Annotated in this window: 13 protein-coding genes; 3 read left to right on the forward strand and 10 right to left on the reverse strand. The window is 32.3% G+C overall.

Annotated features, from left to right (window positions below):
• Positions 1 to 201: 201 nt before the first annotated feature.
• Complete coding sequence (locus IPO86_08945; GenBank protein ID MBK9728228.1) at positions 202 to 1530, reverse strand: sugar porter family MFS transporter; 1329 nt, start codon at positions 1528 to 1530, stop codon at positions 202 to 204.
• A gap of 44 nt (positions 1531 to 1574) precedes the next feature.
• Complete coding sequence (locus tag IPO86_08950) at positions 1575 to 3080, reverse strand: right-handed parallel beta-helix repeat-containing protein (GenBank protein ID MBK9728229.1); 1506 nt, start codon at positions 3078 to 3080, stop codon at positions 1575 to 1577.
• 144 nt (positions 3081 to 3224) lie between these two features.
• On the opposite strand from IPO86_08950, the gene IPO86_08955 reads away from it, so the two are divergent.
• A complete protein-coding gene (locus tag IPO86_08955) occupies positions 3225 to 4232 on the forward strand; it encodes a hypothetical protein (GenBank protein MBK9728230.1) in 1008 nt (335 codons plus the stop codon).
• A gap of 57 nt (positions 4233 to 4289) precedes the next feature.
• Here IPO86_08955 and IPO86_08960 read toward each other — a convergent pair whose 3' ends face one another.
• Positions 4290 to 5546 carry a pentapeptide repeat-containing protein gene (locus IPO86_08960; protein ID MBK9728231.1) on the reverse strand — a complete coding sequence of 419 codons (1257 nt, stop codon included), beginning with the start codon at positions 5544 to 5546 and terminating at the stop codon, positions 4290 to 4292.
• A 151-nt stretch (positions 5547 to 5697) separates the two neighbouring features.
• On the opposite strand from IPO86_08960, the gene IPO86_08965 reads away from it, so the two are divergent.
• Positions 5698 to 7704, forward strand: coding sequence for a hypothetical protein (locus tag IPO86_08965; protein MBK9728232.1), 2007 nt, complete (start codon positions 5698 to 5700; stop codon positions 7702 to 7704).
• A 265-nt stretch (positions 7705 to 7969) separates the two neighbouring features.
• The gene (locus tag IPO86_08970) at positions 7970 to 10057 is read left to right on the forward strand and encodes a hypothetical protein (GenBank protein ID MBK9728233.1); all 2088 of its coding nucleotides are present in this window, start codon (positions 7970 to 7972) and stop codon (positions 10055 to 10057) included.
• Between the two features lie 44 nt (positions 10058 to 10101).
• On the opposite strand, the gene IPO86_08975 is transcribed toward IPO86_08970, so the two are convergent.
• The 7 genes from IPO86_08975 to IPO86_09005 all read right to left on the reverse strand — a co-directional run bounded on the left by IPO86_08975 (position 10102) and on the right by IPO86_09005 (position 15590).
• Positions 10102 to 10467, reverse strand: a complete 366-nt coding sequence (locus tag IPO86_08975) for a DUF2200 domain-containing protein (GenBank protein ID MBK9728234.1) — start codon at positions 10465 to 10467, stop codon at positions 10102 to 10104.
• Between the two features lie 92 nt (positions 10468 to 10559).
• Positions 10560 to 10787, reverse strand: a complete 228-nt coding sequence (locus IPO86_08980; GenBank protein ID MBK9728235.1) for a hypothetical protein — start codon at positions 10785 to 10787, stop codon at positions 10560 to 10562.
• Positions 10788 to 10951: 164 nt separating this feature from the next.
• On the reverse strand, positions 10952 to 11482 hold the full coding sequence (locus tag IPO86_08985; GenBank protein ID MBK9728236.1) for an SRPBCC family protein: 531 nt from the start codon (positions 11480 to 11482) through the stop codon (positions 10952 to 10954).
• Positions 11483 to 11552: 70 nt separating this feature from the next.
• Positions 11553 to 12422, reverse strand: a complete 870-nt coding sequence (locus tag IPO86_08990; protein MBK9728237.1) for a T9SS type A sorting domain-containing protein — start codon at positions 12420 to 12422, stop codon at positions 11553 to 11555.
• A 611-nt stretch (positions 12423 to 13033) separates the two neighbouring features.
• Positions 13034 to 13756 (reverse strand): CHAD domain-containing protein, encoded by a 723-nt coding sequence (locus IPO86_08995; protein MBK9728238.1) that lies wholly within the window; start codon positions 13754 to 13756, stop codon positions 13034 to 13036.
• 177 nt (positions 13757 to 13933) lie between these two features.
• A complete protein-coding gene (locus IPO86_09000; GenBank protein MBK9728239.1) occupies positions 13934 to 14905 on the reverse strand; it encodes a peptidoglycan DD-metalloendopeptidase family protein in 972 nt (323 codons plus the stop codon).
• Positions 14906 to 15125: 220 nt separating this feature from the next.
• On the reverse strand, positions 15126 to 15590 hold the full coding sequence (locus IPO86_09005) for a hypothetical protein (protein ID MBK9728240.1): 465 nt from the start codon (positions 15588 to 15590) through the stop codon (positions 15126 to 15128).
• Positions 15591 to 15605 lie beyond the last annotated feature (15 nt).

Consider the following 15605-nt stretch of genomic DNA (forward strand, 5'->3'; position numbering starts at 1 on the left):
ATAAAGTTAATGAATTATTTCATTTTATTTCAAAAATATTCAATTTTAATCATTCTACATATATATGAAACAAAAAACAAGGTGTAATATTTTAGCTAACATAGCAAAATTTAGACAAATAAAACCTACGCTTGCCACAAATCAAGAATAAACTAAAATGGGAAGAATTAATTTCTTATGATGATTTCAATTCTCAAATTTTTAAATACCTAATTTCTTCTCCATATTTTCAAGTGCTATTCCTTTAGTTTCCAAAACCCATATTTTTATCCAAAATAGTTGAACAACCATCAGGATGCAAAATATACCAAATATTAAAGCAGGATTAAAGATAGTTACCATCTTAGGGAATATTAATGTTAACAATGCAGCGAAAAACCAATGTGTAAAACTTCCCAATGACTGACCCGCATTGCGATATTGGTTAGGAAATATTTCACTAATGAAAACCCAAATTACAGCTCCTTGCCCGATAGCATGTGCAGCAATAAATGCAAAAATGCAATAGGGAACAATTTCAACAAATCCAGAAGCGAAAGCCCACGAGCACAAACCTAAGGAAATAATATATCCGAATGAACCCCAATAAAGCAGTGTTTTTCTGCCCACTTTATCGATCAAATAAAGACCCATTAATGTAAATACCAAATTCACCAATCCTATACCAATAGATTGCAGTAGTGAGGCTTCTTGACCTAAACCTGTTAACTCAAAAATTCTCGGAGCAAAGTATAATATAGCATTAATTCCAGACATTTGATTAAAAAATGCAATAAAAAATGCTAGCGAAATAGGCTTCCACATCGACTTGGTAAAAAAAGTTCTTTTATTATTTTCAGTACTTGTTGATATTGAAATATTGTGTACAAGGTCTGTGATTTCTTTTTCGCTGGCAATTGGATTTATGGTATAAAAAATTTCAGAAGCTTTGGCCGTGTTTTTTTTACGAATGATTAACCAACGAGGACTTTCAGGCAATCCAATGCATAACAGAATATAGATTATAGATGGAATTGCTTGCACTCCCAGCATATATCGCCAGGAGTCTGGGCCAAGGTGGCTAAGTAAAGCATTTGAAATATAGGCTATTAAAATTCCCAGCACGATATTGAATTGAAACATACCTGTTAATTTTCCACGCTTTTCAGGTGGTGATATTTCAGTAATATAAAGTGGGGCTGCAATGGTAGATATTCCGATGCCTATACCGCCTATAAATCTGAAAATGATCAAGGAATACACATCTGAAGCAAAGGCCGATCCGATAGCCGAAATAAGGTAAAGAAATCCAACAAGTACCAAGGTGTTTTTTCGTCCCCAATATTCGTTAGGGAGTCCACCTATTAAAGCTCCCAAAACGGTACCCCAAAGTGCCATGCTAATTGTCAAGCCATGCATAAAACTGTTGAGCTGCCAAATCTTTTGAATATCCTGTTCTGCTCCGGAGATAACAACGGTATCAAACCCAAATAGAAATCCTGAGAGCGCAGCGACCAAGGCACTGTAGTATAATACATATTTATTTTTCATTTTAAACATGCGGCTGGGTTTATGTTGTGTGGAATAAAGTACTGTTATTTTTTTATATACACTTTCAAATTATCAAATTCCACATGGGTGGTATCTTTATAAAATATTGGAGATAGTTTGTTGTCACCGCGCACTTTTACGGATTCTAATCTTAAATTATGGGTATCGTCAAACACCATAGCAGGGCGATAATCGGGTTCTTTAATTTTGAGATCAATATTCTTAAAAAGTATGCCCTTTACATGCCTGACATAAAATCCCCAAGCTGGTAGTTCTCCAAACATCGAAAATTCAGGGTAGCTGGTTTCAAGTTCTGGCACATCTTTTATACGATATAGAGGTAGGTTGGAAAAGGCTTTATTTCCTTTGCCAGGATATCTGATTTTAATATTTTCAATAATCACATTTTCTACATAAACACCTGGATTGCCAGTAATCGACGAAGGAAAAATATTGTGAAAGAAAGGCAATTCGGGACCTCTTATTTTATAGTTGATATCAGGTTTTTCAAAGGGTACTATCACTTTCATATTTCTGATGGTGACATTTCGCAATGGGCCGGCTTTTTCAGCACCTCGCACTCTGCCAATACGCATAAAAATAGCGTTCCCCGTATTTTTTGCTACGATATTTTCCACGAGTACATTTTCGATAAACCCACCTTGCGTGGCTTCAATAGCAATAGCGGATCTAAAAGTATCGTAGATTTTAATATTTCTAATTACCACATTTCTGGCGCCGCTCACCAGGGATGTGCCAAACTTTACTGCGGATGCACTAGAACGTATGGTGCAATCTGCAATGTATATGCTATCGCAAATTTGGGATAAACTAAAATCTTCTGATTTAATGCATATGCCATCGTCTGATGCATTGATAAAACAATTCGTGATTTGTACATTTTGGCAATCTACAATATCAATACCATCATTGTTCCAATACGCATCGCTGTCTACATGAATCTTGTGGATAATGATATTTTTACATTTTTCATAAGATTGAACCCAACTAGCGGCATTTTTTATCCTGACATTAGTTATTTTAATATTGCGGCAACCAGTGAATTCAATGATATGTGGCCGCAATTCGTGCCATGGTCTTTTTTCTGCAATATGATAATTATGACTATCGATTTGGCCAGCATAAAAAAGGCTGTCGACATGCAATCCTAGTTCAGCACCTCTGCCATCAATAGTTCCTTTTCCACTTATTGAAATATTGGAAGCATTCTCTGCAAGTATTAAAGCCATCCATTTATAGAGTCTTATATAATCTTTAAAATCAACACTTCCCAATAATATAGCGCGTTTATCAAGATGCAGTCCTACACGATTTTTCAAAATAATTGATCCTGAAACAAATTTACCAGCTGGGATGACTACCATGCCACCTCCATCAGCATGTGCCTTATCAATTGCTTTTTGTATTGCGATGGTATTGATCGTTACACCATCACCTATAGCACCAAAAGATTTGATGTTATATTCATTGCCGAATCCTGTAATATGAAATATAAAGAATACAATATTAACTAAATTAAATTTTTGCATAAGATTTATGAGTAATACAAATATATTGATATATTTTCAGATTTGCCGGAACTTTATCTGCAATATACCGGAGTAAACAACGGGTTCTTAATTTAATTCGCAACATCTGTATTTATGAATACCTTTGCCAGGTCAAGTTAATAAATGGGTAGCATTCTGGGTAAGCATCTATTGTTTATTTTATACCTTTCTGTCTTTTCAGGATATTTAATTTCCTGTAATCAAATGGACTTATGGAATTCTGTTTTCTTGCCATTGCAGGTCACCTCCAAACCAAATTATCAAGAATCCTATTTTGAAAATTCTTGCAATTTCGGTGTAAAAAGCAAAGCCTTATTAACTACCCGGTTTAAAAATCTTGACCATTTTAAAACAGTTGTATCAATAACATATAAACAAGATCTATGTAATGTTGATAGTAATAAATCTTGTAATTCTGCGGTTAATTTAATATATTTTAGCAATGGAGAAAGGATCAGTCGAACGATGACTTCCGGTGTTAATCAAGGAGATTTAATAAGTATTCAAAATGCTGACTATTGGACACAACTCAAATTTGTGCTCTCAAATCCTTATGCGATCCGGCAGCGAAAAGCATTAGAAAGGATACATATATTAAGCCGCAGAAGAGCAGATATCTATGGATCTAAAGATGTCGCTTTTTTTGACTTGGCGGAAGCTTCAGTTCGCCACATTAACACTCCTAATTTAGCCTTTTTATCAGTACAAGATAGCTTAGAGAAGGGGTATCTAAATACTTTTAATCATGTAACTGCGCAAGCCATAATTTCCTCATTTTTTTCTGAGGATCTTGCTGATTTAATTGGTGATTTACACGAGCGATTTTATTTGCCGGAACTGACTACCGGAAATTTTAAGGAAAGCCAATTGACCGATTCAATAAATAACCCTACGGATAATTATGTTGATATCATTAATAATGAAATTGGCCAGAAAATTGGAAAGGCACTGAAAGATAATTATAAGATCAATGAAAAAACAAGATGCACTCCGATATTTCTAGCTTCTTATTTAAATAGTATTCAAAGTTATTATACCTGGTCATTGGAACTTGGAATGGATAATTTTCGTCCAACAGACGAAGTAGTGATAAAATTTTCAAAGAAACTTAATGCACTTTTGGAAAGATAGTAAGTTAAATTGTGAAGGTGATTATTAATTTGATCTCTTTAGGAGTTCTGGATGGAATCAATTTGTCTTAGGCATTAAACGATAAATCAAAGAATCCTTTTTGATTGTTGTATTGGAAACGATTTGGTATTTATCAAGTATGGTCTGTGCACCAATTTGATTTTTTTTATTTAACTTTTCCAACCAATCTTGCTCTGTAATTGCACCATTCAGAATGACTCCTTCTAGATTTGCATTGGTTAGGGTGCTTTTGGTAAATATTGCATTCGTTAGATTGGCATTAGAAATATTGGCCCCAAACAAAAAACAATTGCTTACATCTGCTTCATTCAGGATGGCATTGGATAGCACAGTATGAATTAACGTTGCATAATTTAGTGTAGATTTTTGAAGTGTTGCATTTGTCATATCAGCACTATCTAATCTTGTCCAATTTAATTTTGCTTCATTTATTTTAGACCAATTTAACTTTGTGGCTATTAAATTGGCACCATAAAGGGAAGCTTGATTTAAGTTTACACCAAGCAAGTTTGCACCCCTTAGATCAGCATGCTCAAGTCTTGTAGCTTGTAGGTTTGCATATTGTAAATTCGCGTATCGCAGGTCAATTCCATTTAAGTTTAAACCATGGAGGTCTACATTTTTTAAATTTGCTCCAGAAAAGCTCACATTATCTTTTATCTTTTGAAAGGAAGTAGAATCCATTTGTGTATTGACCAAAGCGAGCAATAACATGCCTCTTTCTGAACTTAAGTATTGATAGGAGGCGGTTTCAGTGTCCCATTCTTTATGTAATTTGAATGCATGACTTAAGGCTACTATGCGATCCGTCATTTTATCCACCATGGATTTATTCTGAATATTCATTTTAGTGGAATCCAGGGTGTGAATCAAATCTAATAATAGCGAAATTTTATTTTTTTGTGCTTCCAGGCTTTCCCGATGCTTCCATTCGGCTAAATCCAATTGTGCATGATTTAAGCTTTCCTTGATTTTTTTATTTGTTGAATAGCCTACGATGCATAACACAAGTAAGCTTACAAATAAAATAGAAATCAAAATTTTAGCAATGGCAATCCTATGAATTGTTGAACCTATTTTAGAATGTAATGTGGATTCAAAAAGAGGGTTTGTTTTTTTAATATTCAATAGCCATATCAAGGCAGTTACCAACGAAATCCCTGTTAAACATCCGAAAAAACCAAGCCAAAAAGAATCATGAACATCTATATATGGAAACTTAATGAAACCAAAGAACCAGCCCAGGAGTGCACTCATGATGAGTAATAGAATATATACCAACCTCCGATTCATATACATCAATCTCTTAATATTTCTTTATTCATTTATAATGTAAATCTTACAGCTGCAAAAGTACTTGTTTAAAATTAGTACTTTCATTTAGGAGTGTGAAATCCTGTAAATAAATGTTGTTCAGGTATTACCAAATAGCTAATATTGCAGGATGAGCCTTGTACAAATGTTTATTCTTTGGTTATTCTTATTGCCAGGAGTTTTATCCGTTCAAACCCAAACAAAACCAACGAAACATATTCCACCAAATCCATTTTACAATTCTTCAAAACCAATGGTTCGTTGGTTTTGGTTTGCTACAAAAATTAAAGAAATCGATGTAAAATATCAACTTGACTGGGCCAGGAGTAACAACTTTGGAGGTGTTGAGATTGCCTGGCTTTATCCATTGCACCGTTATCAGGAGTGGTTTGCAAGGGATTTTAATAGGCATTATCCTGTCGATACCAGCGCCCAAAAATGGCTCAGTAAAGAATGGACAGAAATTGTCGCTTATACAAAACGGTATGCAGATTCTATTGGTCTGGCGTGCGATTTTACTTTTGGCAGTGCGTGGCCTGTTGCCGGGCACAACATTGGAAAAGATTTCGGCACTCAAATCTATGGAGATACTGCTTTTAGTCAACTCTTGACATTTTCATGGGCCTGGCCTGAAAACATGAGAGTCATCAATCATATGGATGCTAAAGCCTTTGAATTATTTGCTCGTCCAATAGAATCTGCTATGAAAGATGTTCTAAAGGGCCCTAAAACCGTACTTTTCACAGATTCATGGGAAATAAAACTCAATAAGAAGAATAAATTATGGACTCCAGGCTTTGATGCCACATTCAAACAAAAATTTGGATACGATATCATTTCGTACATGGATATTGGTATAGATTCATTTCCTGATGTACGCTATGATTATATGTTGCATTTAGATGAATATGTAACCAAGGGTTTTTATATTCCATATGTAAAAAAATGTGCTGAAATGGGAGCCTGGTCGAGGGTTCAATGTCTGGGTGCCCCTACGGATGTAATGACCACTTATTCTTTGGTGGATATTCCCGAAACGGAAGCCATGTTAAACAATCCAAATTATTCCAAAATTGTCAGTTCAGCTGCATGTTTAGCTTCCAAAAAACTTGTAACCAGTGAGTCCTTTACGTGCATGTACGGATTTCCAGCTACTTATCTTCGGAAAGAGCAAACTGCAGACCTTAAAATGGTAGCCGATGCATTGTTTACAAATGGTGTGAATCAACATATTTATTGTGGAATGCCCTTTAATCCTAAAGGTTCTGATACTATTGATTTTTTTGCAACCTGCTATATTGGACCTGGTGGAAGTTTAACAGAGGAGTTGGCGGAGTTTAATTCTTATGTTGAAAAAGTTTCAGGCTTTTTGCAAAAAGGCAAAACGTATACTGATGTAGCGGTATATATTCCGTACGAAGACGCTGTCATGAAAGGAGCGTACCCTTCTGAAAGGCAACGTGTTTGGGTTTGGGGCGAATATGAAATGCGGTATATTCATACTCCGGATGAAGTTGTGGGTTATCACCCTCTTTGGATCAATCGACATTTTTTAGAAAAAGCAAAGGTTGTAAAAAACAAATTGTTGGTAGGCGATGCTGCATTTTCTCTTTTGTATATCGATGTTAAATACATGGATATCCGAGCTCTAAAAAGAGTATTGCAATTGGCTCAGGAAGGTGTGCGCGTTTGTATTAAACAACATCCTATTCAACCAGGTAAATCCAAATCAGGAGAATTTTCCAAAATACTCAAGGAATTGTTGGCAATGAATCATGTTTCAGAAAATTTTAGTCATCTTATCAATCATCCAGCCTTAATTCAGGGTGATAGTTTACCAGAATATTGGTGTCGAATGACAAAAAACGGGACCAAATATTTATTTTTGGCGCAATGGGCTTCTAAGAATTTGCAATATCCAGTTTACTCTGGTCAGTCAATTGCTTATGAATCGAAAACAATGGAATTTACGGTGCATGTCAATGGAAAAACTCAAAAGGTTAAAGTAGAATTTAAACCCTATCAATCTGTCATGTTGAAAATTGCTCCAAATGGAAAAATAGATTTTATCGATATTTCTTTTATGCCTAAAACTCCTATAGTGCGTCCGAGGGAAGTTCAGAAGATGTATTTTTAAGAAGTTCTATTAATCCCAAAGCACAAAGAAATGGAACTCATCAAACAGATAAGTTCCAACCCCTAAACTCTGAACTCAAAATTGAAATAATGCGCAATCTGACTTGTGATTTTCAAAAGCTATTGTCATTAGAAAAGGTTATAATAGCAATTATTGGATTTAATATTTAGGATTTCAGTACTTTTATATAGCCGAAACAAATCGAGCTTGATTATTTTTCATTTGCAATATTTCTGACTAAATGTTTAATTTAAAAAATAGAAAGATGAAAAGCATATTAATAATTTACCTTCTGGTTGTCTTATTTTATCAGCATTCTATTGGCCAGAATTGGAAGGAATATCCATTTCCATCATTTGGGAGTACAAAGTATATTGAATTTTACAAAGATTCCATGTTATTAATCCAAAACATGAGTAATCAATGTTATGTTTCTTTTGATTTGGGTCAAACATGGATATTATCGATGAATGGATTTTCCGGTAATGACTATCCTGAATATATAACCTTAGGAAAAGATCTTAACTATTATGCTCAAATTCGGGATAATGTATATCGATATTCTATAAAAAGTAATTACTGGGTTTGGTTATTCGGAGGATTTGATTGTAAAACTAACTCAGAAAATGGATTTCAAGTGGACGATGAAAGTAATATTTATTCTTATTGCGATTTTTATCCTTCCAATCCATACAAAAAATCGAATTATAGGTCAAAAAATGGAGACCCTTATTATTATCCTGCCAAAATGATAGTTCTCAATAAAGATAAAGTGATTAATTATCATTCAGAAAGAGGAACGATTAATTTTATCGACAATGATGGTGGAGTAAACCCGGCAATTAATGTTTTAAAAAATAAAGCATATCTTTTCTTTTCTGATCATTATCAAAATATGTATTTTCATGATTCTAAAAACGTATTTATTATTAACATAAATACGTTTCGAATTGATAGTGTTCCACTTTTATCTGATCAATATTACCCTGTAACTAAAATGTATGAAAATCAAAATCACGACTTGTTAATTTCGGGATTTTCTTTTTACCCTAGCTATGCAGGAAAAAAATTGTTGTATTCTAAAGACGGGGGCTTCAGTTTTCAGCCTTTTGATCATTTTATTGGTAAAAATTACCTGGCAGTAGATTATCTTCATTTTCTAGCTGATAATAATATTATCATGGAGTATGAAGGATTTATGCTAAGAATTATGGATAAGCAAAGAATTGTGAATTTTATTCCGGGAAAATCTATTTTACCTCAGGCGTTTATAAAATCAAGAGATGCAGAATACTTTAATTATTATAATAAGGCAGTATTTTATAAATTAAATAATGAATTGGAATATAAGCCTCTTGTTATAGATAGTTACTTTGAATTTAATAATTTATTTAAGGATAATGAAGGAACAGTTTATGTTTACAATCCAAAAATTAATTGCTATTACTATAAATTGATTAATTCATCTGATTGGATAAAGGTAAATACGCAACATTTTAAATATCCAATAGTTAGGTATTTGACTGATGAAAATGGAATTGTTTATGCCCTTGACAGTTTGACCATTTCATATACAAAAGACAAAGGGATCAATTGGAATGAATTATTTGTACTTCCGAATGGAAAAACAACGTATAGAATTACCTCAGTTGATAATTCATTTTATTTTTCGGTTAATGATACTTTGCATATTATTGATCCGCTAAATTCTGATTCAAAGATATTTCCACTTTCAGGTTACAATGACATCAGTAATACTAAAAAAGTAATCTACTCCGAATATATTCCAGGATTTACAAAAGGTTCTTATAAATTTTATATCTTAGATAGTCTTCAGGCTACACCGAGATTATTTTATTACTCTTCCAAGGGGTTAAGATATAGTAAATTTAATAATAGTTTCTGGCTTTTCAATAATAGTGGAATTTACAATTTATTAAATAAAGATTATTATTATTCCAGCGAAGGTTTACCGGATAATTCTGCAAGTAATATTGTAATTGTAAATATATCGGTTGATGATGAGGGCTATTTATATGCTATTACAGATATGGGAGTATTTGTTTATAAGGATAGAGTGAATGATCCAGTCACTTCAGTAGGGGATTTAGAAACAATTTCAAATATTGTAGTTTACCCAAATCCAACAGCTTCATATTTAAATGTCATGACCCGAACGCGAATGGAGAGTATTGAAATTATTTCAACCGACTTTAAAATCATAATGCGGGAAAATGTTCATAGTAATCTTTTTACGGTGAATATTAGTACGCTATCACCAGATTTGTATTTTTTAAAATGCAATTATGGTTTTGGTAAGTTTCAATTGAAAAAATTCATAAAGCTCGAATAGTCCTTATTAACAAGTTTGTCTTATTCACCAGGTATAGAATCGCTTTACACAACTCTTAAAATTTTCTCCATTTTACGTCCCTTAGCCAATTCATCTACCAACTTATCCAAATATCTTACCTGCTGCGTTAAGGTGTTTTCAATATCTTCGACGCGATAACCACAGATTACACCAGTGATGAGTTTAGCATTAGGGTTTAACTTAGCATTCTTAAAAAAAAATTCAAATGTTACTTTTTCTGCAATGAGTTCTTGCAGTTTTTTTTCATCATAGCCGGTTAGCCACCTAATTACTTGATGTAATTCTGCTTTTGTTCTGTTTTTTTTCTCGACTTTTGTAAGATAAAGTGGATAGACTGTAGCGAATGTCATTTTTGCAAAGCGCTCATCGTGTGCTGTTGTCGTTTTCATGTTTAATATTATAATGTTAATCAGTCAAATAATTTTCCCGAAGGCCCGATTGACGATCGGGGATCCCTAAGGGATAATCTTTCTAATAACCCTTATCTTTTGATTTTGTTTTTGTAGTCCCAATGAATGTCCCTGAATTTTTGCAGCCAACGCTTAGGATCTTTTGCATTGATTTGTTCTACAGCAGTAAAGAAAGCAGAAGCATCTTTAAATTTTTTACCTCTAATTTTTAATTCGTCTTCTTCAAAATCAGCACCACTCCAAAAAATGAAAATCAGTTTGGAGTTTGTATTGAAGCTTTTGTTAAGAAACCGAAGCAAAATGTTTAAGTAAGTATTTGTCTGACTGGGAAATCGTTTAACTATATTGTCAATGTTTACAAATTGTAATAAGCTATAATATTATTAACCTTCAAAACTAGGTATTGAACTTACAAATTTTGAAAAAAACAAAAGAATTTATATTGACTAGTTTTTGAGTGTCATTATTTTTCAAGAATATATTTTAAATTTGATAGACTCGTATTCATATCTTTTGCCAGCATTTTTTCTATCATTGAAACCATAATATTCATTGGATATTTCATGGCACTTGCATTGCTCCAGTATACTTTTGTTTGATTTTCAGTTAAGGATTCTGTAGTTATATTTGCAAAAGCTATCCCTGCAAAGGGCCTTATAAAACGAATTTCTGTTTCAATGATTTTTCCTTCTACAATGGTTTTAATTTCCTGTTCGCCTGCACCTGCTTTTTTAGTTCCATTCCAGGCATAAATAAATCCAACGGTCCCGTCTATTCCTTTGAATTCTCTTTTCATGTCGGGTTCAACCATTACCCATTTATTAAAGTTGTCTTGGTTTTTGAGTTGTTTTAAATAAGTAAATACTTTTTCAAGGGGCGCATTGATAATGATTTCACGATTAATTTTATAGTTCTTTTTCGAGAAAAGCGCAATGATTAAAATCAAAGCTATAATGCCTAAAAGTAGAAGTAAAAAAGTAATTAAGATATTCATTTTGATTATATTGTAATTGTTAGGTGTGGAAATATTTTGAATTAATATTAGAATGTGCTTTTAGCAAATTTTATTCTTTTAATATCCGAGTACATAGTGTTTTTCCTTTTTCATTTGTAATTAATATAAAATAGAGTCCTTTTTCAAGTTGTGAAATATTTGGTTCATGGGTCGTTTTGCTTATCATCATTTGATTCCCGGTTGAAGAAAAAATTTGAATACTATTAATGTTTCCAAAATCTTGGGCTACTTCAACAGTAAGATTGCCAGTTGTAGGATTTGGAAATGCTTTTAGTTGAGTGTCCTTTTTTGAAATTTCATTAACGGATGTATAAAGAATGTATTCGTTTCCAATTCCTAGCCAAAAGACAGGAATCGTATCAAGTCCTTTTATATAGCTATAGTTTTCATTATACCCTCCAATTGTATTGGATGAAAATGTCACTGAGTCATTTTCTCCTAACACTTGTTGCCTTAAGTTGCTTGGACTTCCTACATCCCACCAGCCCCCGGGGTTAAAACTTGTAAATACACTACCATTTCTGCAGCTGTCTGTAAATAGTGAATTGTTCCAGGTAGCAGTAACTGGCCAATGCTTCGTGTGAATGTCAATCGTTTGAATATTCTCGTATTTAAATACCGGGCAGTAATAGTAGATAATTTGCTTTTTAGTATGGTAGCTTCCTGGCATGTTAAACCTGGTTCTATTATAAAATTCATTCGTAATTCTCACATCAAGTCTACTATCAAGTGGAGTAGAAATCTTATTAATTTCTCCAAATGTGAGGTCTATACTATCTGTTGCTAATAAGTCATAACCCAAGGTAATTGTGTCTTTGTCTCCAATTGCATCAATAAAGAACATTTTGAATGAAAACAATTGTCCTTGAGCTGTTATAAAGTAGCAAATTGTTGTAATTAGAAGTAAACTTTTTTTCATTGTTGATTTTTTAAAATTACACAATAACAATTTGAATGCTAAGGTACTGTAAGTTCAGAATATTAACGGTCTGTATAACGCAAATGTTGATGTGCAGAATATTTTCAATGAATTAATAGTCCATTAATTTCACAAAATAGCATTCAGTGTTTCGTGATGCTCTGTGTTCCAATAGTAACTTCATTTTCGTTCTAATGATATTTTCATGCCTAAATATGTCAACATTGTTCCAGAATTTTACAAAACGCCCATTCTCATCTTTATGAATATCAATACCGATTACGTTCACTTTTTTGCGGTTGCAGGAATTCCAAATAAAGATCATTAATAGGTGACTGATGTCTCAAATTGAAATATTGCATTGTTGTCGTCTCCAATGAGATATTTAAGATATAATTAAAAGTAGGGTAAAGCTATGCGATCAAACCAGTCCAGAGCAACAATCTGATTAACTCGATCTCTATTTCGATTATTATGCCGGCGATTTAGTATCCATAGTTTGTCGAGAATCTATCTTTGAGTCATTTTTTTTGAATTATAGATTTTTAAAGTTTAAAAATATTTTTTGGATGAGCATCTGAAATTGGTTTTAAAATTCTTATTCAGTTCTGCTAGATAAACAAAGCATTAAATTGTCTTTTTTCTTTTGCTTTCAACTTTAGAATATATTCTGCTGTATTCATGGGAAATTGTTCTTGAGAAAAGAAATTAATTGCAGAATAAGTATCGTGCCAATTGCCCAGCATTTTTTGTAGCTTGTCAATTTCTAATTCATTTAATTTAATTTCTTTTTTTATCTTATTTGGTAAAGCATTATAAATAAATAATAATTTTTTAATTTTCGATCTGTATCGATGCACATGCTCTCGGTCTTTGGTTTTAAATTTTTTATTTGCTTTCTGTTTTTCAAAATATTTAATAATTATTTTTTTATCAGGAAGTATTTCAGGAAAACTAACATTATTTTGAAAAGTCTTTATAATTTTACTATATCGCAAATCATGTTTAATAAATTGTTGGGTTAGAATATTTTCTTTCTTTTTTAACTGTGTAATGAGTCTCTTGGGAGGATGCTGAAAAAGTGAAAGCAAGTGAATATTTATTTGAATTTCCCGTATTTTGCCTGCTTTTTTAAATATAGGTTTTATCTTATTCGTATTAAAACTTTCTCCATATACATTTTTAGCAAAGGAAAATACTGCATTTATTTTTTTGATTTCTAACCTTAGTCGATGAAGGTGTTCGGGCTTTTTGTCTTTTGTGTAAGCGGATAGGTTCTTTGTGATAGATTTGATGCGAGTAACAACATATTGATTTAATAGATTATTTGGCATTACTTTTTTGTCTTTTAAAATTTATTAAATAAATAAAGACTCAGCCCTCTTACTTGTAAATTCTGTTTGAATCTGTTCTATTTCTTTTTTGTCAAGCAGCTTTATTTTGTCTGATGATATAGTATTTTGAAATCCAGCTCAAATACATTTGCAAATCAAAGCTCATGGATGCATTTGTTATTTATTTCCATTACTAATTTTTTCGTTTTGGATTGGTGAATAATCTGTTTTAGTTTGTCCATTAACTTGTAATTGCTCAAAGTAACATTTAATACCTGTTGCAAAATTTATGTCTTCTATGTTTTGAATATGAAAATGTAAATGTGCTTCTGAAGAATTTCCTGAATTACCACAAAGTCCTAAAAGCTGTCCTTGTGCAACTTTTTGTCCTTGTTTTACTTTTATTGAATGCTGTTTGAAATGAGCAAAAAACAAATATTCATTATTCGATGCCTTTAAAATTACAGTATTTCCTGGAATATAGATTGTATTTATAATTCCGGGTATATTATCTTTAATTCCATCCACAACTAAAACTATTTCTCCGTCACAAGGAGTAGTAATTTCTCTTCCAAATGCATAATAATCTTCATTCGTTTTTCCGGTAGTTTTAAAGGAGCTTCCTTTTTCGTCTGTGATTACAAGGTCGAAAGCGTTTTTTTGAGCTTCACTTTCAACGTGATAGTTTAGTTCTTTTGTATCACCACCCCAAATAACAGTCCATTCGTCTTTAAATGGCAATACAAGTTTGGTTTTATTGCGGTCAATTTTTGGTAAATCATTATCTTTATATGGTTTTACAAATAACCCATTAATTTTTGAATTATTATCCACTGAAATATTTAAAGTAAATATGCCGCTTTCAAAATTAGTTTTGTATGAACCATAGGTTTGTTCATATTTTACAAATTCTAGTTTTGTGATTTTTCCTGCTTGTGATTTAAGTCCAGCTAAAAACTCTTTTGTTTTATCAATAGGTAATGCATTTTGCATTTCACTTGAAAAGGACAAGTATATCGCTTCAAAATTGTTTGCATTATAATTATTTTTAAAACGGTCAGAAGCTGCTATACTGTTTGCATTTTCAGTCTGACCAAAAGACAGGTTCATAATTAATGTTAATGTTAAGATGGATAAAAAATTCTTCATTTGATGGTCTGTTTACCGGTTTATATTTAGCTGCTAAAGTGCTCAATAGAGAGTCGCAGAGGATGAAATGAACGGAAGATATAATTTTCAACAAAACAAAGTAGCACAACGCAAAAGCTTGGAATCATTTTTTGATTTTGAAAGCTACAAAAGTTTAAAATTAATTCAGCACAAAAAAAAATAGTTAGTTGCATTTTGTTGGAGTAGCTAAATATTTATATTATCGAAACGAAGAATAAAATTCGTTATTATTGTTTTCATATTTTAATAATTCTTCAGCGGTTATACCTAAAATGCTTGCACATTTACCGGCATAATCTTTAGGGTACTTATTCTTAAAATATTGTATGATTATATCCATGCTATTAGGGTGTTTAAAATCTTTAGCCAAAAAAGTCAAATCCCTGTCTTTTTCTTTTTCATTAGAATATTTCCAGGAATTGTACAGGTAAAAGTAATGCAATACGATCCGCATACAAACTTCGTTAAGTTCTTCTGATTCTATGTTCGTTGATGCTGTTTGGATATATTGCCCTTTTACTACTTCAAAGTTTTTCCGGAGAATATCCATCGTATCCGCAAAGTTTTGACCCGGCAAAGGCAATTCCTTATAAGCTGTTTTTAATTGAAGTCCATACTCATTTTCAAGCAGCTCAATTTTTATTTTTTCTATATAAAATTCCATTTTAAGAAAGCTTTT

It is taken from the genome of Saprospiraceae bacterium (genome assembly GCA_016717265.1).
Classification (GTDB): Bacteria; Bacteroidota; Bacteroidia; order Chitinophagales; family Saprospiraceae; genus Vicinibacter.